We start from the raw sequence: 22,600 nt of genomic DNA, 5'->3' as shown, positions 1-22,600 counted from the left end.
CCTAAGTTTATACTATTGGGTGAGCAAGCAGACAATGGATGCCATTCAAGGAAGGTGAAATTCCCGGTGGTGGCAGCATAGTCGTCAAACTGAGGACCTATATGCAAACTTATTTTATCACTATCCTAGTTTAGCCCTTTGCAGTGAAACAGAGTTTCAGTAGTCTATAGGTAGACTATTTTATTCAAGGACATGAAAATGGAGTTAACCACTCGTACCATCGCCGTGCGCAAGCATATCGCCTTGGTGGCCCATGATCACTGTAAGCAATCACTGCTAAACTGGGTTGAAAACAATAAAGATCTTTTATCAGAGCACGTTCTTTACGCAACCGGCACCACGGGTAATCTAATCCAACGCGCTAGCGAACTGCCGATTCATAGTATGTTAAGCGGCCCGATGGGCGGGGACCAGCAAGTTGGGGCCCTTATTTCCGAGGGTAAAATCGATGTGCTGATATTTTTTTGGGATCCATTGAACGCCGTGCCGCACGATCCCGACGTTAAAGCATTACTACGCTTAGCCACAGTGTGGAATATCCCGGTGGCGACTAACCGATCCACCGCCGACTTGTTGATTTGTTCGCCCTTGTTCAAAGGTGAATTAACGATTGATATACCAGATTATCAACGTTATCTCGCAGAACGATTGCAGTAACCATAAGCCATCGAGCCGCAGGTGCGGCAAAACCATAAAGGTTAAGGTTTTTTTGCCCGAGGCACGCCAAGGCGTCGCAGTGTGTCAATAAACACCGATGGGTTCGCCTCATCCTCAAGCAACCACACCTGTTGCTTTGCCCGCGTCAAAGCAACGTAGAGCAGGCGGCGCTCTTCCGCATCGGGAAAATCTTCTGGCTGCGGCAGTAGCACCTGCTCGATCACCGATTCTCGTGTGGGTGCGGGAAAACCAGCTTTCCCTCCCGACATCCCGATGATAATGACATAATCCGCTTGCTGTCCCTTGCTGCTATGCATGGTCATAAAATTCATATTTAGGGTTGGCCAGCGGGTGGCAGCCTTATCCAATAACGTCGGCCGTAAATAGTGATAACGAGCCAATACCAGGATTTTCTCTTCTGGGAGTGCAAAACCGCTAAGTTTGTTCAGCAAGGCCTCAAGCATGGATTCTGGTAGAATTAAAACAGATTTTTTGGTTCCTTTTACCACGCTATTGAGTGGTTTTGGCAGTTGGTGAGGATTTTGCTGTACAAAGGCATTGGCGATTTCACCAATACGCTGGTTAAAGCGGTAGGTCGTGTCCAAAGTACATTGCGCACCTGGACCGAAACGCTCATCGAAGGTGGTGGTGAGGTTAATCTCGGCGCCGCTGAAACGATAGATGGCCTGCCAATCGTCACCCACGGCAAACAATGATGTACGTCGGTTTTGTTGTCGCAATGCGTCAAGTAAACGGGCTCGCTGCGGTGAGATATCCTGGTATTCGTCGACCAGTATATGTTTCCAAGGGCTAATAAACCGGCCTTTTTGCAACACATCCACGGCCTGATGTATTAAGCCGGAAAAATCCACAGCGCCTTCTTCTTTGAGCGCCTGTTTCCATGCTTTTAATAGCGGCGACAATAGCCTGATCCGTTTGGTAAATATGTCTCGGATGGACTCCGGCGCCTGTTCTATCATTTGCGTTTGACTACCGCCATGCATACGCATCAGGCCAATCCAGCGCTCAAGACGGGTTGACAGCCGCCGAGCGAGACGATCATCCTGCCAAAAATCGCCTTCACCCAGTTCCCAGGACAATTCATCAACCAACCACTGGCGCCATCCTTTTGCCTGCGCTTTCTTTTGACTGCACTGCTCGCGCCAGCAGGTGATTAACAACTCGCGCCCCACCTGGCTATCGGATTCCAATTGGCTGATGACCGGTGATTTTTTACTGCCCTGTCGAATAATAAACAGCGCTAACGCATGGAAAGTCCAGGCCTTGATGTCCTCAACCCCCAGACGTGCGTGAATGCGTTCATCCATTTCCTCCGCTGCCTGGCGGCTGAACGCCAGCATCAGTATTTGCTCTGGCAGGGTTTCTTTACGGCGCAGTAACCAACCCGCACGAGCCACCAGCACCGATGTTTTACCGCTGCCGGCACCGGCCAATACTAATAACGCGCGTTCACCATTAATCACGGCACGACTTTGGGCCAGATTAAGCGGGGTGCTCTCAATCGTGTTAAAAAACGCCCGGTGCAGATCGAGCATCCTATCGGCCCATTGCTGATTGCGATCAATAACCCGTGCCGGTCCCTGGTCCAACCATTGCAGACAACGATGATAATCGTCGCGACACGCGTTGAACTCATCGAGTCGCACAAGAGGAAGCGGTAACGCGGTAAAGGCTTCGCGGATGCTTTCCTGCAATGATGCAAGTTCGTTGAGTTGAAACCAATTGTCTCGGGAGACGATCTGTTCAAGAGCTTGCGTTTGTTGGCCAAGCACCGTGGCACATATAGTGCCCATTTCCTGGCTCCACTCCTGCCAGGTCTTTTGCAAATAATGATAAAACTGCTGCGTCTCTTGCCATTCGGTGCCGTGCAAGCGCACCACCTGTTCCTCCGACAAAACAAATTCAAGCTCGCCCCAGACGATGCCGCGTTTACAGTGAATGGCAATGATCTGATTGAAAGGGATGATGTATTGATGCTTGTCGCCACTGACCTCAACACCGGCATGTAACAGCCGTACGCGATTGTAAGGATGTTGCGCGAGATGCTTGCCGAATGAGGTTGATTTCAATTCCATAAGCTTTGCTGAGGTTCCATGTCGTTTATACGTCAGGGTCATGCGCCCATGTTAACTTGTTCTGCTCCCGCCGTGAAATAAGGGTAGAATAACTGACACCCGCTCAAAGTATACCCTATAGCTTTCGCGTTGCATCAAGGCGGGAAACGAAAGTATCAGGATGCGCTTATTGAGTGATTAGGGTGAACGAGTATCGCCAACACACCGGCAACTTGAACAATGACGGTTATGGCTTTATTTCGCTTCTTTCGCAGCACATCTAGGGATTTATGCGTACATTACTTAATATTCTTAACTTTATTTTGGGTGGTTTTTTTACCACGTTAGCTTGGCTACTGGCCACCGTGCTCAGTATTATACTGATCTTTACCTGGCCCTACACACGCGCCTGTTGGGAAATTGCGAGACTCTCCTTGCTGCCGTTCGGTAATACTGCCGTGCATGTGGATGAGCTTTACCCGGAAAATCGTAACGTGTTGTCGTCATCGGCTGGCACGATATTAAACGTTTTATGGTTTGTGCTGTTTGGCTGGTGGTTATGTCTGTCGCATATTATTACTGGTGTAGCACAATGTATCACTATTATCGGTATTTTGCCGGGGATCGCCAATTTTAAGCTTGCGGTTATCGCCCTATGGCCAGTAGGACGTCGTGTGGTGCCAGTCGAACTTGCCGATCGATTGCGGATGCCTACAGATCAGCGTTTTAATCGTTAACCTCATGATAAGGAAGTTGTGTGCTGGCTTTTGCTCCCGGGTTTCGCCATTTTGCGTTTGACAGCCGCTGGCGCTATAGCCTGCGAATACTTTTTGCTCTGAGTGGGGCCGCCGCGCTCCCTTGGTGGCTGCATATGTTCACCCTGACTATCCCACTTACCTTGGGGGTAGTCGCCGCAGCGCTGGCGGATCTTGACGACCGTCTCAGTGGCCGTTTACGTAACTTGTTTATTACCCTGATAAGCTTTTTTATCGCGGCAGTATCAATAGAGTTACTGATCCCCTATCCATGGCTGTTTATTGTTGGGCTAGCGGGTTCCACCTGTGGTTTTATTTTGCTTGGCGCGTTGGGTCAGCGCTATGCCACCATCGCCTTTGGCGCACTATTGATTGCGGTCTATACCATGCTGGGTGCCTCCATGTATCAAACTTGGTACACTCAGCCAGCGTTACTGCTGGTAGGGGCGATTTGGTATAACCTCCTGACGCTGTTTGGCCATCTGTTATTTCCCATCCGGCCCTTACAGGATAATCTGGCCCGTTGTTACACGAGTCTGGCGCTCTTTCTTGATGCCAAAGCCAACTTGTTCGATCCGGATACCGAAGATGCCGATGACAGCGCCATGATAGACGTGGCGATGGCCAACAGTAAACTGGTACAGGTGCTAAACCAAACCAAGGCATCGCTGTTAACCCGACTGCGGGGCGACCGCGGCCAGCGAGGCACACGACGAACATTGCATTACTATTTCGTTGCGCAGGATATACATGAACGAGCCAGTTCATCTCATGTGCAGTATCAACAATTGCGTGAGCAACTGCGTTACAGCGACGTGTTATTCAGGTTCCAGCGATTGCTCGCTTTGCAGGCCAAAGCCTGTCATGCGTTATCCCAATCTATCCTGTTGCATCAAAAATATCAGCACGACAGTAGGTTTGAGCGTGTTTTCAATCACTTATCATCGGCTATTGATCGTCTTATTACCGCGCCGCCCCAAATCAAGGCGCTAAAACATTTATTAAATAATTTGCGCGCTATCGATGCCCAGCTTGCCACGATCGAATCGGAACAGGCCATCGCCCGTAATGCTCCGGAGGAAAACAATCTTGCTGACGATAAACTGACCGGATGGAACGACATACGTCTACGTATTAAACGTAACCTTACGCCAGAATCGGCGCTGTTTCGTCATGCCGTGCGGATGTCGGTGGTATTATGTATAGGTTATGCATTTATTCAGTTAAGCGGTTTGCATTATGGCTACTGGATTTTATTGACCAGCTTGTTTGTTTGTCAGCCCAACTACCAGGCAACACGTCGCCGTCTAGCCTTAAGAATCATTGGCACGCTGGCGGGAGTCTTGCTTGGTTTGCCTATTCTCTATTTTGTCCCGTCGACCGAGGGACAAATGATTTTGATCGTGCTTAGCGGCACGCTGTTCTTTGCTTTTCGTAACGTGCAGTACGCGCAGGCCACCATGTTCATCACGCTGTTGGTTATGCTGTGTTTCAACCTGTTGGGTGAGGGATTCGAGGTTGCCCTGCCCCGTGTGTTTGACACCTTTGTCGGTTGCGCTATTGCCTGGGCTGCAGTCAGCTTTATCTGGCCTGATTGGCATTTCCGGCGGTTGCCGCAGGTTATGAATAATAGCCTAGCGGCAAATTGCCGCTACCTGGATGCGATTCTGGTGCAATATCATCAAGGTAAGGACAATCGTCTTGATTACCGCGTCGCCCGGCGCGATGCGCATAATCGTGACGCAGAACTGGCCTCGGTGGTCTCAAACATGTCGGCGGATCCCAAGACCAGCAGCGAACTGCTTGAGTCCGCATTCCGTTTGTTATGCCTGAACCACACTTTCCTCAGTTACATTTCCACACTGGGTGCACATCGTGAAGACATGGCAAATCCCGACGTACTTCAGGTCCTGGACGACGCAGCATGCTATATCGATGACGCGTTGCAATATCAGCCACAGTTCGCCCTGCGCGTGGCACAGGAGCATGAAAAACTGGTTGAGCGTATCCGCATGGTATTGACCAATCCCGAGGCCAAGGAGCAAGTCGTGCTGCAACAGATTGGTTTGTTGCTGGAATTACTGCCAGAGCTCATTGCACGCAAACAGGAAATTGAAACCCAATTTTAGCAAACATGATGGCCAGCCCGGTCTATTACTCAATCTAATGACACCACTACTGGCAAGAAAGGCGTTTAAACCACGCCAATAACTCGCTGCGCTGTCCTTGGGGCAGCGCAGCCAGATGCCGACCCGCCAATGCACCTTCCAACGCCAACAACACCTTGACGTCCAGATTTTCTTTAATCGCACGCAATTTCAGGTAGCTGCTTTTTGCACCATAATGACGCAGTGCTTCGATATCCTGAATACCGGCTTTCCATAGTAAGCGCTCGATGGCTTGTCCGATATTGGGCAGATCCTTGAGCCGCTGGCTGGCCGCTTTTATGTGTAAATGCCGTTTCGCTTCCTCCAATGCCAACAAGGACAGTGACATGAGCACCTCATCCGCTGCCCAAAGCCGCTGGTTCACCAGATAATAATTGAGTAAAACCGGAATGCCGCGCTTGGTGTAAAGGAGTTGGCTCATCTGTTGTGCAAGGAAGATATGCTCGCTTTGCCGGGTGCCCCTAAGATATAACTCGCCGTCCAGAATCAGACCAAACATAACCTTGTCGGCAGCAACGCTGTAGCCACCAAATTGTGAACGGGTGGTGATTGTCCCCAGGGAAGCAAACGCTGTTCTCACCCTGGAAATAATGCAATCAGGTATATCTTTCATCAACTTCTCCTTGTTTTTAATAGCATGTATTTCTACGCCCGATCCTGGGCTGCCAGTAAAAGTACGATATTTTGGCACTGGTTTTCAACTGAATATCGAGAGTGGCCGTTTTTAGTAGCAATTCTGCGAAGCTGATTAAATTTTCGGTTGATTTTCGCACCAATCCCCTATACTGTGTTTTTATACAGTCATAGAGGGCGAGCTCAAAATGCAAACACAGGTCAATACTCTGTCTCCCGTGCCGCAACTTTCTCAGGCGAAGGGTTCAATGGAAAAAACGGCGCTTTCACAAGACGCATCCAAGAATCAACCCTGGGCTCAGGGTATTATCAGTGAAGTGGTTTATTTTGAGGATCAGCCGGTGGTGGGACATATTCTGCTACCGCTGCTACGCTTATTGGGCACCCAATCGCGCTGGCTGCTATGGCTGACGTCCTCACGTCGGTTAAGCCGCCCCTGGCTTGAACAATCGGGACTGCCACTCGAAAAAATGGTGCAATTGCGCCAATCAACGGCCTATGACACCGTTGCCGCGATGGAGAAGGCGTTACAAACCGGAAATTACAGCGTGATCCTAGGATGGTTTCCGCAAGAATTAACGGTGACTGACAAAAGTCGTCTGCGCGATGCAGCACAGCTTGGGGGGACTTATGGCTTTGTAATGTATCCCCAAAATGAAGTGTGCCGGAAATCTGGACAGTTTTCAGATATAAAGATTCATTCTTCTTTGTATCATTGAGTAAAATTAAGATTAATCTCACTAGGGTAATTCAACCGCCTCTCTCGCCGATAGGGAAACGGGGACAATCCAGCGGCCATGCGGTTCCCCGGTATAGCTAACACACCGGGTGACTACAATTTTGTCTGCATTTAGTTCAATAAAATATACACCAACCGCTGTTTTTTATTATTGGGTCACTACATCTTACTTGTAAGTTTCCCACTTCGTTGTAGACTTTAATTCGCCAGGGCTGCTCTAGAACGCCTTTTAACAGCGGTGTACAAACGCAGAGCACGAACTCTGGCAATGGAATATTTAAATTAGCTTTATAGAGCTTATTGCCTATTTGGATGATAACGAGGCGCAAAAAATGAAAAAGACAGCTATCGCACTTGCAGTGGCACTGGCGGCTTTCACAACCGTAACGCAAGCCGCACCAAAGGACAACACCTGGTATGCCGGTGGTAAACTGGGTTGGTCCCAGTATCATGACACTGGATTTTACGGTAATGGCTACGATAGCCGTATCGGTAATGGTCCGACCCATAACAGTCAACTCGGCGCCGGTGCTTTTCTCGGCTACCAGGCTAACCCGTATTTAGGGTTTGAACTGGGCTACGATTGGCTGGGCCGCATGCCTTACAAAGGCAGCGTAGACAACGGTGCTTTTAAAGCACAAGGTATTCAGTTAACCACTAAACTGAGCTATCCGATCACCGATGATCTGGATATTTATACCCGTCTCGGCGGCATGGTATGGCACGCAGATTCCAAAGCGGCATACAACAATGGAGCCGGTGGTCGTTTGAGTGACAATGATACAGGTATTTCCCCATTGGCTGCCGGTGGTCTTGAATACGCCGTAACCAAAAACTGGGCAACCCGTCTGGAATATCAGTGGACCAACAATATCGGCGATGCCGGTACCGTGGGTACCCGTCCTGATAATGGCATGTTGAGTGTGGGTGTTTCCTACCGTTTCGGTCAAGATGACGTAGCCGCACCAGTAGCAGCCCCGGCTCCTACCGCAGCGCCTGCTCCAGTTGTTCAGACCAAACACTTTACCCTGCGTTCCGACGTGCTGTTTAACTTCAACAAAGCAGAGTTGAAACCAGAAGGTCAGCAGGCCCTGAATCAGTTGTATTCACAGCTGAGTTCTCTGGATCCTAAAGACGGTTCTGTTACCGTTCTTGGTTTTACCGACCGCATCGGTTCAGAACAATACAACCAGAAACTGTCTCAGGCTCGTGCGCAAAGCGTAGTAAGCTACCTGATCTCCAAGGGTATCCCTGCAGACAAAATTTCCGCTCGTGGCATGGGTGAATCTAACCCGGTTACTGGTGCAACCTGTAATAACGTGAAGGCTCGTGCCGCGTTAATTACCTGCCTGGCACCGGATCGTCGCGTAGAGATCGAAGTGAAAGGTATCAAAGAAGTGGTAACTCAGCCGCAGGCTTAAGTTATTACGCTTAAAAAAACCCCGCAATGCGGGGTTTTTTTATGGCTGTTATAGCTGATGATTTTATCCGTTTTGCACAGTTTTGACGCTCAGTTCTCATTGCCTTCGCCGAGCATAGCTTTTAGATCTTGCTTGAGTGATGACATCTGGGTGGCGTATTTTTCAGTACGCTCCGCTTCTTCGAGCAGGTTGACAATGGTTTCTGATAGGGTGTTGCCGCGGCGCTGTGACAGCGCGGCCAAACGTTGCCAAACCAGGTATTCCAGGTCAATGGATTTTTTACGGGTGTGCTGGTGTTCGGCGTTGAAGTGTCTTTTACGCCGGGCTCGGATGGTCTGCTTCATACGATTTTCCAGCGCCGGATTCATATTTTCATGAATCCATTTTATTATATTCCCCGGCAGGTGTTCATATAACAACAGTGTGGCAACCGACTCCTCCGCCGCGCTGTTTTCTTCATAGCGGGTGATCCGTTCACCTTCACGATGTTTTTTTACCAGATAGGTCCATTTCCATCCGGTTTCAAGATTCTCCAACTGCTGATATTTCATGATGCGTTCACCCGTGACCGTGTAACGTTACCTTAATAATACCAGTTTCCATAGGTAAGTCCTCAGCAAATGTTATTTTATGATTAATTTTTAATCGATCAGTGCCTAATGTTCTTGGATTATAGCTTCAACGTAAGATGGGTGAGACTAAGGAAGCGAAATTCTTGTATAATCTACGTTTCCCTGTTTAGCGACGTTACCGATCACCTTGACCATTAAAAAATTAGAATGGAAATATTTAATTCCCGAGCTTTCGCCTTTCGAAGCGGTGTTTGCCCAACCCTACCAACCAGCGCCTGCACCTATGGATTTGTTGCAGCCTCGATTGATAGATGGCCTGACTCAATTTTGCCACTCCCGGTCACCAAGCCGATTTATGCTGATCACGGCACAGGAAGATGAGGAATATTTCCAGTTAATCAACAAGACGATCAAGGGACTGCTGCCCAATGCCAACACCTTAATTGGCAGCAGGTATGTCATCACTGGCAACGGCGTTACTGTACAGCCGGCGACTAAACCCGATGATAATTTTGCCGCCCGTGACCAATGCGTCTATCAGACATGGATCGAACATGAGCAACTGTTCGGCTGCATGAGATGTTATCGCGACGTAATAGATTTGCAGCCGGGAAAAATCCATGACGCCAACGGCGGAGTATTGATTTTAGGCGCCAAGGCATTGGTGAGCCAGCCCCTAATGTGGCTTCGCTTAAAGCAGATGATCCTGCAAAAACGGTTCGATTGGCTGGCCTTGGATGAAACGCGGCCATTACCGGTCTCCATCCCGGCGATGCCTCTGGATTTGCGATTGGTGATCATTGGCGATCGCGAGTCGTTGGCAGATTTAAGCGATCTGGAACCTGATCTGACTAAGTTGGCCATCTATGGTGAGTTCGAGTCCGATATAAAACTCTTGTCGCCTGAGGATATGCAAACCTGGTGCGCCTATGTTAATAGCTTGCTTGCCGATCAAGGTTTGTCAGCACTGGAAGCCGAAGCATGGCCAGAAATGATCCGCCAGGCCATACGTTATAGCGGCGATCAATACCAGTTACCCTTGTGCCCTCAATGGCTAAGCCGCCGTATCAAGGAGGCAGTGCTCTACAGTGGCCAGGGAGTGATAAACAGCGAAGCGCTATATAATAGTAACCGCACCCGCATCTGGCGTGAAAGCTATCTTACCGAGCGAATGCAAGATGAGATATCTGAAGGGCAGATTATGGTGGAAACCGAAGGTGCGATGGTCGGCCAGGTGAATGCCCTGTCGGTCCTCGATTTTCCAGGTCATCCATTGCCGTTTGGTGAACCTTCGCGCATCAGTTGCGTGGTCCATCTAGGTGATGGAGAAATAAATGATGTGGAACGCAAAGCAGAACTCGGTGGAAACCTGCATGCCAAGGGTATGATGATTATGCAGGCCTTCCTGATGGCTTCACTGGAGTTGGATCAGCAACTGCCCTTCTCCGCCTCGCTGGTGTTTGAACAGTCTTATGGCGAAGTGGATGGGGATAGTGCCTCCTTGGCTGAATTAAGCGCGTTGATCAGCGCCTTATCCAGCAAACCACTTAGTCAGCACATCGCCGTCACCGGTTCGGTTGACCAGTTCGGCCGGGTTCAACCTATTGGCGGTGTAAACGAAAAAATTGAAGGCTTTTTTGCCTTATGTCAGGGCCGTGGACTTGACGGTTCACATGGCGTGATCATCCCCATCTCCAATGTGCGGCATCTCTGTTTGCATGAAGAGTTGGTTGAGGCAGTACGGGAAGAGCAGTTTCATATATGGCCGGTAGAAACCATTGATGAAGCATTGGAATTGCTGACCGGAATACCCTACGATCACGAGCAGAAGCCCAATTTAATTGCTTCGATACGCGAGCGCATCGCTTATGTTAATCAGCACGAACGCCTGCGTTTGCCCTGGGGACTTCGCTGGCTCAATTGGTTTAACCAGAGCTAATGAGCCGTTTCCGGGGGATTGATGTTAGTTAATGCGCAAGATTCATTGATAAGGGTTTTGATAACATGGTAGATAAACGCGACTCCTATACAAAAGAAGACCTTCTTGCCTGCGGACGCAGCGAATTATTCGGTAAGGAAGGTCCACCGCTCCCTGCCGGTAATATGCTGATGATGGACCGAGTCGTGAAAATGACCGAAGACGGCGGTAGCCATAATAAAGGTTTCATTGAAGCGGAACTGGATATCAATCCGGATATGTGGTTTTTCGGCTGCCATTTTATCGGCGATCCGGTCATGCCAGGCTGTTTGGGACTGGATGCCATGTGGCAACTGGTCGGTTTTTATTTAGGCTGGCTGGGCGGCGAAGGCAAAGGCCGGGCACTGGGCGTAGGTGAAGTTAAATTCACGGGTCAAGTATTACCCAGCGCTAAGCTGGTCACTTACCGTATCCATTTTCGCCGGGTTGTTAATCGCCGTTTGGTGATGGGTCTGGCAGATGGAGAGATGCTTTGCGACGGTCAGGTGATTTATACGGCCAGCGATCTCAAGGTAGGTCTGTTCAAAGATACGGGTGTTTTCTAACCATTCTTAACATAACCTCCGCGAAAGCGGAGGTTGATCTCTTTTGCTAACAGGTGATTACAAGGTAACCGACCTGTCCTCCATGGCCTTTCGCCAACCTCCCAACCAGTGAGACCGTGCATCTAAGGACTGAAAAGGACAGACCTCACTAGAGCGTCCAGAGAGTCCCGCTTGATAACCACGTGAATGTGCCCGTTCAAGACGATCTCGTTTTTGTCTCTTCATGCCGTGTTTCCCTCATCTTATTTGGTGGAAAGAAAACGGTAATCGCTAGTTGGTGTCTGCGATCACACCTTATCTTTAACGATAAGCGCGCAGAAAATCAATGCATAAGTTCACAAAAACGTCATATAAAAACCGCATAATGACTCTTTTTTGCCATTTGAATATCGCTATTCGCAAGCTAAGCGGCTGAAATGATTATATAGCTCCCACGCTGGCCGACCTATTTTCCCTTCATTTCACATCGCGCTTTTTTTTAGAATCTTTCGTTATTAGCGGGTGGCTAAAATTTGCCCGGCGATAGTTTGGCTCACTTGCAGCCAGCCCTGAGCCAGGGTTCGGACTAATGCATCATAACCGTCCTGATCTTGTTTTAACGTCAGGGCAAAAGGATAGCTGATAACCTGCTGTTGGTGGGTCAATAATGCCACACCTTGAATAATCACTCTGCCGTCATAGCGACCATGGAAAGCAGAAATATTGAGTTCCAGAGTGTCCTGTTCACCCGGAGCCGGCGTGGCTGAAACCAGGGTTCCCGGCAGTGCATTGCCCAGATTAATCACCATCGTCTGTTGCAGTTGCTGTGCCAAAGGACTGGCCCAGAGGTTATTAGCCGCGGTGATATAACGAACATCGCTGGCTTGATATACCACGCCATTGCCGGCCAGAAAATCGGACAGGTTAACCCGCGACACCCATATATGCCGTAGGCTGGAAGTAACGGATATATGCTGAGCCCCCGCAGTATCCGCCGCGACCGGCAGTTGATAATAATGTTGACCACCACCACCGCTGCAACCGCCCAACAGCAACACCAGGACCAGTACGATTCCTTTATTCATTTTTTTGCCCTCTTGGGGATCGGATCATGACCTTTGCTAGCCTCAAAGACCAACGCATTGCTCTTGGTATTTAACGTGCGTAGTACCGGCTGTAGTTCGCGCAGGACCTGGTCGAGCCGCTGCATGCTGTCCACCATCTTGTTATACGCCGGCGAGCCGGGCTGGAAACCCTTCATGCTGGTGTTGAGTTCGCGCAGTGTACGTTGCATATCCTGGGGTAATTGCTGCATTGCCGGGCTTTCAGTGATCGTATTCACCGATTTTAGGGTCTTTTGCAATTCGCGTAGCGTATTTTGGCTTTGCGCTAACGTGTTGGTGGCTTCGTTGATCATCGGATTAAGCGGTAGATTGTTAATCTTATCCAGCGTCATCATCAGCTTTTGCTGTATTTGCGCCAACCCGGCACTGGTGGTAGGCAGCACCCGATAACCATTAAGCGTAGTGACACCCTGCCAAGGCTTGGCCTGCGGATAAAAATCGAGATCAATATACAGCGAACCCGTTAATAAATTGGCACTTTTGAGCGCAGCGCGCAGACCCTGAGATTCAGCCTGTTTTAGCCGTGCATCAATGTCAAAGTTGGCGCCCAGCATGCTGGTAATCCGGCCTGGCTCAATGCTGATCAGGACCGGTACCTGATAATTATCATCAATGGGATTGGTGGTATTGGTAAAGAATGGCACCTGAGCCACAGTACCTAGACGTATGCCACGAAACTCCACCGGTGCCCCAGGCTGCAGGCCGCGAATTGAATCACTGAATAACAGCACATAATCTTTGTGTACGGTATAGAGGGAATCAGCAATGTTACTTTTGTTGTCGAATAATTGATAAATCTGATGTTCCTTCGCCGGTTCGCCCAACGGCCAGCCGCTGGGAACATCAAAACTGACGCCACCACTTAACAACGTGGTTATGGAACCCATCTCAACCCGCATTCCTTGAGCTGACATATCAAGAGCGACACCACTGTCCTTCCAGAAACGGACGTTGCTGGTAACCAGGCTGTTATAGGGCGCACTAATAAATAGCTGATAGCTCATTTTGCGGGTTTGTGGATCGAAATGACTCACTTGTACCGTGCCAACCCGAAATCCCCGAAACAGTACCGGATCGCCGGCATTCAACTGACCGGACTGCTCACTGTCAAGCTCAACCCGTATGCCTTTGGCGTCCGGTGAGGCCAGAGGAGGCGCGTCGAGCAGGGTAAAGGCGTCAGCGTTATCCTTATCATTGCCGGGCTGCAGTTGGATATAGGCCCCGGATAACAGCGTTCCTAGCCCGGAAATACCTTCTCGACCAATTTGCGGTTTCACCACCCAGAACGCCGAGTCTTTACGCAACAGTTTTTCCACACCGTTATTGATGCGGGCCTTGATTTTTACCTGGCGTAAATCGTCGCTGAGTGCCACGCTTTCCACCATGCCAACATCCACACTGCGGCTTTTGATAGCGGTTTTCCCGGCTTCGATACCTTCGGCACTGGTCGTCGTCAGGGTAATAAGCTTGCCCTGATGGCTAAAATGATAATAAAGAATCCATGCACCAATCAGCACCGTGACAATGGGAATGATCCATACTGGCGACCAGCGTTTGATGTTCTCAACCTGCGCGACGTCATGCTTATTTTCCGTCAACGGGAGACTCCTTCTGAGTATGACTTTCCGCCCGGTCCCAGATCAGACGCGGGTCGAACATGTGTGCCGCAAACATGGTTATGATGACCACCGAGGCAAATAGCACTGCACCAATGCCTGGCGTAATGCTCATCAATTGCCCCATACGAACCAAACCGGAAAGTACCGCTATCACAAAAACATCGATCATTGACCAGCGGCCGACAAACTCGACGACCTCGTAGAGAGAATGCATGCGTTCGCGGTCAACGCCACGTCCGCCCCCAGCATCCCAACATAACCAGGCCAGCGCGATCATTTTAAGCGTCGGAACCATAATGCTGGCGATAAAAATCACCAACGCCACCGGGTAAGAACCCTCATCCCAGAGCAATATCACCCCGGCGATAATGGTCGAGTTATACTGACTGCCCAGCGTATTGGTGATCATTATCGGCAGAATATTGGCCGGAATATACAGCATGACCGAGGTTATCAGCAGGGCCATGGTCCACTGTAGGCTATGACGCCGCCGGGCTTGTTCGTTGGTGTGACAGCGCGGGCAGACCCGTTGAGCGGCGGGTAAAATCAGGGTGCAACAACTGCAGGTTCTGATCCCCTGGGACAAACCACTCTCTCCTGTGCGCATAGTGTCCACCGGCGAATCCATCGGCATGATGTTATCCCATAACCAGCGCTGGTCAATACATTGGAACGCCCGTTGCTGTAACAGGCAAAACAGGCAAAATGGCAAGAAGCTGATACCCACACCAATATCGCCATAGGCCATCAGTTTGACAAAACTGACCAAGACCCCGGCAAGGAAAATTTCTGCCATGCCCCAGGCGCGCAGTGCAAAGAGTGTCTTGGCCAGGAAAGCCCTCAGGCGCAACGGTATGCGTATGCCGAAACACAGCAGAATAATGAAAATCATGCAGGCGGCGGGAATGAGTTGTACAAATAACAAAAACAGGCTGGCAAGACTGGAGAAATTGTCGCTCACCATCACGCTCGGTATTTGCGGCAGGGTAATTTGACGCCCGATTCCGGACACTCGCATATTAACAAACGGGAATAAATTGGCGAGCACCAGCATAATCAACGCGCTTATGGCAAACATCACTGGCTGGGTGCGAGGGTTTGACCAACTGCTAATCAGACTATTTTTACAACGTGGGCATACCCCCTTCTGACCGGCGGTCAATGGGGGTAAGGCCACTAATAAATCGCAATGGGGGCAAAGCACGTTCCTGATTTGATGGCCCGAAGAGCACATGCTTTCATCCTCATAATTTGTCACCCACCTCAGGCGACAATGTTCAGGCAACACGTTGCCCTGGTCCAGCCTGACGGACTAGACCAGGATTTACGTTACGCCTTAGGGCCGTTCTTCAACTCTTCCAGCTCTTCCCAGCGGGCAAAGACCTGCTCAAGCGCTTGTTCCGCACTGGCCATCGCGGCAATCGCGCCCTGGGTGATTTCATGGGATTGACTAAAAAAATCCGCATGCGCCATCTGTGCTTGCAGATCGTTGATCTGTTGCTCCAGCGTTTCTATCTGCAGCGGCAGCGCTTCAAGTTCACGCTGTAGGTTATAGCTTAATTTGGTACCACTTTGTTTGGCATTTAACGTCTTCTGAGCTTTGGTGACGTTATTTTTTTCAGTCGCGGTCGGTGCTGGAGTATTAGCGCGCAGAGCACGCATATTCTGACGCTGGTTTTGCGCATCGAAATAGCCGCCGACATAGCTGCTGATCTGGCCGTCGCCTTCAAAAATCCAGCATTCGGTTACCGAGTTGTCGACAAACTGCCGATCATGGCTCACCAGCAATACGGTTCCCTGATAGCTGTCGATCATCTCCTCAAGCAATTCCAACGTTTCAACATCGAGATCATTGGTCGGTTCATCGAGTATCAGCAGGTTGCTGGGATTGAGAAACAGCTTGGCCAACAGCAGGCGATTTCGCTCCCCGCCAGAGAGCGCCTTGACCGGCGTCATCGCGCGTTTGGGATGGAACAGGAAGTCCTGCAGGTAGCCCAGAACGTGCCGAGAGCGGCCATTGACCATCACTTCCTGTTTGCCTTCCGCCAGGTTATCCATTACGGTGCGCTCAGGATCCAATTCGGCACGATGTTGGTCGAAGTAGGCGACTTCCAGCTTGGTGCCGCAATGAATTCGACCGCTCTCTGGCGACAGTTGGTCAAGCATCAGTTTCAGCAATGTCGTTTTGCCACAGCCGTTAGGGCCAATCAGGGCAATTTTGTCGCCACGTTGCACCTGAGCACTGAAATTACGCACCAGAACCCGATCTTCCAGCCGGTAAGTAACATTTTCCATTTCAAACACAATCTTGCCGGAACGGGTGGCTTCTTCAACCTGCATTTTCGCGCTGCCGATGACGTCGCGCCGTTCGGTTCTTTCCTGACGCAGCGCCTTCAATGCCCGTACCCGGCCTTCATTTCGGGTACGGCGGGCTTTGATACCCTGGCGGATCCAGACTTCTTCCTGGGCCAGCTTACGGTCAAATTCAGCGTTTTGCAGTTCCTGTACCCGCAGTTCTTCCTCTTTGCCGTCCAGGTACTTATCGTAATTGCCCGGCCATGACACCAGCTTACCGCGATCAAGGTCAACTATACGTGTCGCCATGTTGCGGATAAAGGAGCGGTCATGGGAGATAAAGATGATGCTGCCGGCAAAGCTTTTCAGAAATATTTCCAACCAGTCGATAGTTTCGATATCCAGATGGTTGGTCGGTTCATCGAGCAGCAGTACCTTGGGTTCGCATACCAACGCACGCCCCAGTGCGGCTTTACGTAACCAACCGCCGGAAAGCGACGATAATTCGGCGTTGGCGGTCAGGCCCAATTGTTCAAGGACTTCGTTGATACGTTTTTCCAGATGCCAAAGGTTCTGGTGGTCGAGAATTTCCTGCAATCGACCCATTTCCATCAGATTTTTGTCGCTGGGATCCGTTTCCACCAAATGCGAGACTGCGTGGTAGGCTTTTAGCGTCTCAGCCTGGGCCTGTACGCCTTCGGCGACAAAATCATAGACACTGCCGCTCACGTTGCGCGGCGGATCCTGCTGCAGGCGCGCGACAATGGTATCTTGCTCAAAAATAAGCTGTCCATCATCAAGAGGAACCTCACCGCTGAGGATCTTCATCAGGGTGGATTTACCCGCGCCATTACGCCCTACCAGGCAGACACGTTCGTTACGCTCGATATGCAGTTCGGTATTATCCAACAATGGCGCATCGCTAAACGACAGCCAGGCGCCGGAAAGACTGATTAATGACATGGTGTTTATTGATCCCGATCGGCATGGCTTATTAGCCAGCTATTGTGAATATGACGATTACGGGCAAAGTCCTGGGAGCGGGTACGCTCGGTAATGGACTCCGCCTTCAGGCCGAGGGCCTGTAATCCTTCGGTGTCCAATTGGAAACCGCGTTTATTGTTGGAAAACATGATGGTACCGCCGGCGCGCAATAACCTTTTCAGATCCTTCATCAGCAGCAGGTGATCCCGCTGCACGTCGAAGCTCTCGGTCATACGTTTTGAATTGGAAAATGTTGGCGGATCGATAAAGATTAAATCAAACGTTTCTTCCGACAGTTCAAGCCAAGATAGGCAGTCTGCTTGGATCAGCCGGTGCTGCTTACCCACCAGTCCATTGCTGCGCAGGTTTTTTTCCGCCCATTCCAGATAGGTGCGTGACATATCCACCGTGGTGGTGGTGCGGGCGCCACCAATGCCGGCATGGACGCTGGCGCTGCCGGTATAGGCAAATAAGTTAAGGAAATCCTTGCCACGGCTCATCTCCCCTAGCATTTTACGGGCAATGCGGTGATCGAGGAATAAACCGGTATCCAAATAGTCAGTAAGATTCACCCACAGTTTGGCATCGTATTCATCCATCAATAAGAATTCGCCTTTCTGCGCCAGCTTTTCATACTGGTTTTTGCCTTTCTGACGTTCACGGGCTTTGACCACCAACTGGCTGGCGGGAATATCCAGCACCGCCAGGGTGGCGGCAATGGCATCGTATAACCGCTGGCGAGCCTTTTCCGGCTCGATAGTCTTGGGTGCAACGTACTCCTGAATCACCACCCAGGAGCTGTAGCGATCTATGGCCACATTATAATCGGGTAAGTCCGCATCGTAGAGACGGTAGCAATCCAAATGCTGTTTGGCCGCCCATTTTTCCAGCACACGGACATTTTTGCGCAGCCGATTGGCGAAGTCCGGTGCCACGCTTAAAGAGGCTACAGCGTGGGGCACATCCGCCAACAGGTAGTTTTTTTGCTCGCAGTCCAGCGGGCCATTTTTCGCTTTGAATGAGCGTTCGGCACGCAGTTGCAGCGCACCAAGCAATACCGGCGAGGCGCTAAACAACGAAAGGCGCCAACCGCCGAACTGCGCTTTCATAATCCGGCCAAACAGGTTGTAGAGCGCAACCAGCGCCGGCTCGCTTTCCAAGCGCTCACCATAGGGTGGATTGCTTACCACGGTGCCGCGTGGACCTTCGGGCAGGGGATTGGTTAAATTAGCCACGTCATTGACACTAAAGTCGATCAGTTCAGCCACCCCGGCATGGTGGGCGTTGGCCCGCGCTTTGTCGACCACCCGTGCGTCGTTGTCCGAACCAAAAAAACGCGCGCTGGTCGCACTGCTGCCTATACGAGCGCGCGCGCGCGCGGCGTTAAGCACTTCCTGCCAAAGTGGTTCGTTATGCTGACGCCAGGCGTAAAAACCCCACTGCTGGCGCAGCAACCCGGGAGCCCGGTCCGCCGCCATCAGCGCCGCCTCGATCAGTAAGGTGCCGGAGCCGCACATGGGATCGATCAGCGGCGTAGTGGCCAGCCAACCGGAGCGCAACACGATGGCCGCGGCCAGATTTTCCTTGAGTGGCGCCTGCCCGGCGCCGTCACGATAGCCGCGCTGATGCAGGCCGCCGCCGCTAAGGTCCAGCGACACAATGGCACGATCACGATGCAAAAATACCTGCACCCGAATATCAGGTTGCGTCTTGGCCACATTCGGACGTTGCTGCAAGGCTTCGGTAAAACTATCGACGATAGCGTCCTTAACCCGCAGCGTACCGTATTGGCTATTACGGATTGCCTCATTGGTGCCGCTAAAATGCACCGCGAAGCTTTTCTCCACCGAGAACAAAGTCGGCCAATCTATGCCCCGGACCCCTTGATAAAGATCCTCGTCGCTAAGGACCGGGAATTCGTTAAGTGGCAGTAAAATGCGCGACGCCAGCCGGCTCCAGAGAAGGCTTTGGTAAAGCAACCGATCATCGCCCTGGAAATGTACCCCTCCCAACGCTATTTTACAGTCGAGAGCACCCAGTGCTTCAAGCTCGCTTTTTAGCAGTTCTTCTAAACCTTGTGCCGTACTGGCAAACAGTGCATTCATCATGTCACATTTCATCAAAAAGAAAATCGTTGAGCATTATAGCTAATCACGGGTCATTATCATAAAGTGACCCAAGAGAATTTGTCCGGCAGGGAGGCAAAATGGTAAGTTTATCGCGGTTATATATTCATCCGGTGAAATCAATGCGCGGTTTGCGGGTATCCCACGCGCTGGTCAATGATGAAGGTCTGGCGTTCGATCGCGCATTTATGCTGACCGGGCCGGACGGAACCTTTATCACTGCCCGACAGTATCCGCAGATGGTGCTGTTCACCCCGGTGATAATACAAAATGGCCTCCACCTAAGCGCACCCGATGGGCAAAGCGCCATGGTGCGATTTGCCGATTTCAGCACCGACCTACACCCTACCGAGGTATGGGGCAATCATTTTAACGCGTATCGGGCCCCTGAGGCCATCAATAACTGGTTAAGTGGGTATTTTGATCGCCCCGTCGAACTTCGTTGGACCGGGGAAAAGAGCACTCGGCGCGTTAAACAGCTACCAACGCAGCCTTTGTCCTTCGCTGACGGTTACCCGTTCCTGCTGGTGGGCGAAGCCTCTTTCCTTAACTTACAACAACGCTGCCCCGCCGGGATTAACTTGACCCAGTTCCGGCCAAATATCGTGATCAGCGGTGCAGCCCCCTTTGCTGAGGACAGCTGGCAACGGATTCGTATCGGTTCGGTGGAGTTCGAATTGGTCAAACCCTGCAGTCGTTGCATACTCACCACCGTCAGCGTGGAGCGCGGTCAAAAACATCCCACCGCTGAGCCCCTACGCACATTGCAAACGTTTCGCACCGCTGACGACGGCGATGTCGATTTCGGTCAAAACCTGATTGCCCGTAGCGGCGGTATCATTCGGGTCGGCGATCCCGTGGAAGTATTGGCACTGAGGGAACCACGACATTATGGCCGAGGGGCGGTAACCGAAACCCTGGTGACACCAAAATCTGTCGAACAACCGGTCACCATTGACTACCAGGGACAACGTTTTGTCGGCAATAACCAGCGCATTTTACTGGAACAACTGGAACAACAGGGAATACCTATCCCTTATTCCTGCCGCGCAGGCATCTGCGGAAGCTGTAAGGTCAAACTGCTTGAAGGTACGGTAACACCACTTAAGGCCAGCGCTATCGCTGAGCCGGGTCACGTATTGAGCTGCAGTTGCATCCCCAATGGCAATATTCGTCTTGACTGATAACGCCTACATCGCCGCCGCGTAGGAAATGCCGTCTTGTTGCGGATAGGGCAATAAACGATCATGCATAATTTTAATGGCATCACCCAGCACCAGTTTTCGGGTTGGCAGGTCAAGCTGCCCCTGTGCCAATACACATAAACTGGCCTTATCGCCGGCTTCGGCGATCAGTAAACGCGCATACTCTCCGCTCTCATTCAAACGCACCAGCACGTCATCACCCAGCGTTGGATGCCAGTCAACCGGCGCTGGCTGTGGCATAAAATGCCAGCTCTTGGGCATCAACGGCTTGAGAAAACGCAACGCGACCAATGCGTTGAGAATCAACTCTGCCTGCTGGTCATCGTGCAACGGCAACGCCCGACTTTTTTCAGCAAATTGAAAGAAAAGCGCAGCATCATCCACGCAAAATACCGATACGCGAAACGCATCGGGCGTCAACGCCTTGGCAGCAAAGCGTGAGCGGAATATCATACCGTCGGCAAGATCCAGCATCATCCGATCGCGCTCGGCATCAAAAAACCAACGCCAGTTGTCCCCGGGGGTGATTTTCATCTTGATTCCTTTTATCTCATCACCAGTGCTTTGGGTAATATCCAGTAAAAACCTTTTCACCAGAAATAATCTCAGCATAAATTAACAGCAATTGGATAAAAGATAAACGAGCCTACGCGATAAATAAACCTCTTAACGACGTAAATCGCCAAATAAAGTCAAATATTACGGATAATGTCCTTAATCAGCTGGGGTCCTTGAAAAATAAACCCGGAATATATTTGAATCAAAGTGGCTCCCGCAGCCATTTTTTCCCGAGCGGCCATCAAAGAATCAATACCGCCCACGCCGATAATGGGTAATTTACCCGCCAATTCTTGTGATAAACGGCGAATCACTTCGGTGCTACGCGACTGCAACGGCCTGCCGCTCAATCCACCGACTTGTTCACAATGCTTCAATCCTTGAACCAAATCTCTTTGGGTGGTGGTATTAGTAGCAATAACCCCATCAATATTATGGCGGACTAAACTATCGGCCACCTGCACCAACTCCTCATCGGTCAAGTCGGGTGCAATTTTAACCGCTACCGGCACATATTTATGATGATAGCTATTGAGCTCAGCCTGCTTATTTTTAATGGCCAATAAAAGATCATCCAACGCCTCACCAAATTGCAGCGTCCGTAACCCCGGCGTATTAGGCGAAGAAATATTTATCGCAATATAACCGGCATAAGGATAAATCTTATCCATACATGCCAGATAATCATCTTTACCCTGTTCAACCGGCGTAGTCTTATTTTTACCAATATTAATACCCAGAACACCGGGAAAATGAGATTTCTTAACATTTTCAACTAGATAATCAACACCTTTATTATTAAAACCCATCCGGTTAATCAATCCCTCGGCTGCCACGAGGCGAAATAACCGCGGTTTATCATTACCGGGCTGTGGACGCGGCGTTACCGTACCTACTTCGATAAAACCAAAACCCATCGCGCCAAGGGCGTCGATACACTCGCCATCTTTATCCAACCCAGCGGCCAGTCCTAACGGATTGCTAAACGCGATCCCCATACAGTTAACCGGTTTAGCGGGCACCGACTGCCGCACCAGAAACTCCAAAGGCGTCCCGCTAATGCGGCCTAATTGCTGAAAGGTAAATTCATGCGCGCGCTCAGGATCGAGCTGAAACAGGGCCTGTCTGATAAGGGGATAAAACATGATGTCTCCTGATATCCCGTGA

General features: G+C 50.6%; 19 protein-coding genes. 8 read left to right on the top strand and 11 right to left on the bottom strand.

Annotated features, from left to right (window positions below; all coding sequences use genetic code 11):
• Positions 1-198 precede the first annotated feature (198 nt).
• Positions 199-657 (top strand): methylglyoxal synthase, encoded by a 459-nt coding sequence (locus SJI19_RS09045; protein WP_323477920.1) that lies wholly within the window; start codon positions 199-201, stop codon positions 655-657.
• A 41-nt stretch (positions 658-698) separates the two neighbouring features.
• On the opposite strand, the gene helD is transcribed toward SJI19_RS09045, so the two are convergent.
• Complete coding sequence (helD, locus tag SJI19_RS09040; RefSeq protein ID WP_323477919.1) at positions 699-2,753, bottom strand: DNA helicase IV; 2,055 nt, start codon at positions 2,751-2,753, stop codon at positions 699-701.
• Between the two features lie 269 nt (positions 2,754-3,022).
• Here helD and SJI19_RS09035 point away from each other — a divergent pair, with 269 nt between their 5' ends.
• Together SJI19_RS09035 and yccS are read left to right on the top strand one after the other, a co-directional pair.
• A complete protein-coding gene (locus SJI19_RS09035) occupies positions 3,023-3,469 on the top strand; it encodes a YccF domain-containing protein (protein WP_323477918.1) in 447 nt (148 codons plus the stop codon).
• Between the two features lie 20 nt (positions 3,470-3,489).
• Positions 3,490-5,616, top strand: a complete 2,127-nt coding sequence (gene yccS, locus SJI19_RS09030) for a YccS family putative transporter (protein WP_323477917.1) — start codon at positions 3,490-3,492, stop codon at positions 5,614-5,616.
• A gap of 46 nt (positions 5,617-5,662) precedes the next feature.
• On the opposite strand, the gene SJI19_RS09025 is transcribed toward yccS, so the two are convergent.
• Entirely contained in the window at positions 5,663-6,268 is a 606-nt protein-coding gene (locus SJI19_RS09025) for a TfoX/Sxy family DNA transformation protein (RefSeq protein WP_323477916.1), read from the bottom strand.
• A 268-nt stretch (positions 6,269-6,536) separates the two neighbouring features.
• Here SJI19_RS09025 and sulA point away from each other — a divergent pair, with 268 nt between their 5' ends.
• Both sulA and ompA read left to right on the top strand, forming a co-directional pair.
• Positions 6,537-7,007: an SOS-induced cell division inhibitor SulA gene (sulA, locus tag SJI19_RS09020; RefSeq protein WP_323477944.1), complete on the top strand. Its 471-nt coding sequence runs from the start codon at positions 6,537-6,539 to the stop codon at positions 7,005-7,007.
• 352 nt (positions 7,008-7,359) lie between these two features.
• Positions 7,360-8,448 (top strand): porin OmpA, encoded by a 1,089-nt coding sequence (ompA, locus tag SJI19_RS09015; RefSeq protein ID WP_323477915.1) that lies wholly within the window; start codon positions 7,360-7,362, stop codon positions 8,446-8,448.
• Between the two features lie 89 nt (positions 8,449-8,537).
• Here ompA and matP read toward each other — a convergent pair whose 3' ends face one another.
• A complete protein-coding gene (gene matP / locus SJI19_RS09010) occupies positions 8,538-8,999 on the bottom strand; it encodes a macrodomain Ter protein MatP (RefSeq protein ID WP_323477914.1) in 462 nt (153 codons plus the stop codon).
• A 208-nt stretch (positions 9,000-9,207) separates the two neighbouring features.
• Here matP and SJI19_RS09005 point away from each other — a divergent pair, with 208 nt between their 5' ends.
• Positions 9,208-10,959, top strand: a complete 1,752-nt coding sequence (locus SJI19_RS09005; protein ID WP_323477913.1) for a Lon protease family protein — start codon at positions 9,208-9,210, stop codon at positions 10,957-10,959.
• Between the two features lie 65 nt (positions 10,960-11,024).
• Positions 11,025-11,543 carry a bifunctional 3-hydroxydecanoyl-ACP dehydratase/trans-2-decenoyl-ACP isomerase gene (gene fabA / locus SJI19_RS09000; RefSeq protein WP_323477912.1) on the top strand — a complete coding sequence of 173 codons (519 nt, stop codon included), beginning with the start codon at positions 11,025-11,027 and terminating at the stop codon, positions 11,541-11,543.
• Between the two features lie 57 nt (positions 11,544-11,600).
• On the opposite strand, the gene rmf is transcribed toward fabA, so the two are convergent.
• The 6 genes from rmf to rlmKL all read right to left on the bottom strand — a co-directional run bounded on the left by rmf (position 11,601) and on the right by rlmKL (position 19,649).
• The gene (gene rmf / locus SJI19_RS08995; protein ID WP_323477911.1) at positions 11,601-11,768 is read right to left on the bottom strand and encodes a ribosome modulation factor; all 168 of its coding nucleotides are present in this window, start codon (positions 11,766-11,768) and stop codon (positions 11,601-11,603) included.
• 269 nt (positions 11,769-12,037) lie between these two features.
• On the bottom strand, positions 12,038-12,607 hold the full coding sequence (gene pqiC, locus SJI19_RS08990) for a membrane integrity-associated transporter subunit PqiC (protein ID WP_323477910.1): 570 nt from the start codon (positions 12,605-12,607) through the stop codon (positions 12,038-12,040).
• A complete protein-coding gene (gene pqiB / locus SJI19_RS08985) occupies positions 12,604-14,244 on the bottom strand; it encodes an intermembrane transport protein PqiB (protein WP_323477909.1) in 1,641 nt (546 codons plus the stop codon). The genes pqiC and pqiB overlap by 4 nt, the downstream gene beginning before the upstream one ends.
• Complete coding sequence (gene pqiA / locus SJI19_RS08980; RefSeq protein WP_323477908.1) at positions 14,231-15,499, bottom strand: membrane integrity-associated transporter subunit PqiA; 1,269 nt, start codon at positions 15,497-15,499, stop codon at positions 14,231-14,233. The genes pqiB and pqiA overlap by 14 nt, the downstream gene beginning before the upstream one ends.
• Before the next feature lie 95 nt (positions 15,500-15,594).
• The gene (locus tag SJI19_RS08975; protein ID WP_323477907.1) at positions 15,595-17,523 is read right to left on the bottom strand and encodes an ABC transporter ATP-binding protein; all 1,929 of its coding nucleotides are present in this window, start codon (positions 17,521-17,523) and stop codon (positions 15,595-15,597) included.
• Between the two features lie 5 nt (positions 17,524-17,528).
• Entirely contained in the window at positions 17,529-19,649 is a 2,121-nt protein-coding gene (gene rlmKL / locus SJI19_RS08970; protein WP_323477943.1) for a bifunctional 23S rRNA (guanine(2069)-N(7))-methyltransferase RlmK/23S rRNA (guanine(2445)-N(2))-methyltransferase RlmL, read from the bottom strand.
• 101 nt (positions 19,650-19,750) lie between these two features.
• On the opposite strand from rlmKL, the gene SJI19_RS08965 reads away from it, so the two are divergent.
• Positions 19,751-20,854: a YcbX family protein gene (locus SJI19_RS08965; RefSeq protein WP_323477906.1), complete on the top strand. Its 1,104-nt coding sequence runs from the start codon at positions 19,751-19,753 to the stop codon at positions 20,852-20,854.
• Positions 20,855-20,860: 6 nt separating this feature from the next.
• Here SJI19_RS08965 and SJI19_RS08960 read toward each other — a convergent pair whose 3' ends face one another.
• Positions 20,861-21,409, bottom strand: a complete 549-nt coding sequence (locus tag SJI19_RS08960; RefSeq protein WP_323477905.1) for a cell division protein ZapC — start codon at positions 21,407-21,409, stop codon at positions 20,861-20,863.
• A 158-nt stretch (positions 21,410-21,567) separates the two neighbouring features.
• Positions 21,568-22,578, bottom strand: a complete 1,011-nt coding sequence (gene pyrD, locus SJI19_RS08955) for a quinone-dependent dihydroorotate dehydrogenase (RefSeq protein WP_323477904.1) — start codon at positions 22,576-22,578, stop codon at positions 21,568-21,570.
• Between the last annotated feature and the right edge of the window lie 22 nt (positions 22,579-22,600).

This window comes from Acerihabitans sp. TG2 (assembly GCF_035013185.1).
GTDB lineage: Bacteria > Pseudomonadota > Gammaproteobacteria > Enterobacterales > Enterobacteriaceae > Acerihabitans.
Note: the sequence above shows the minus strand (reverse complement) of the source record. Positions and strands in the feature narration are given on the sequence as shown.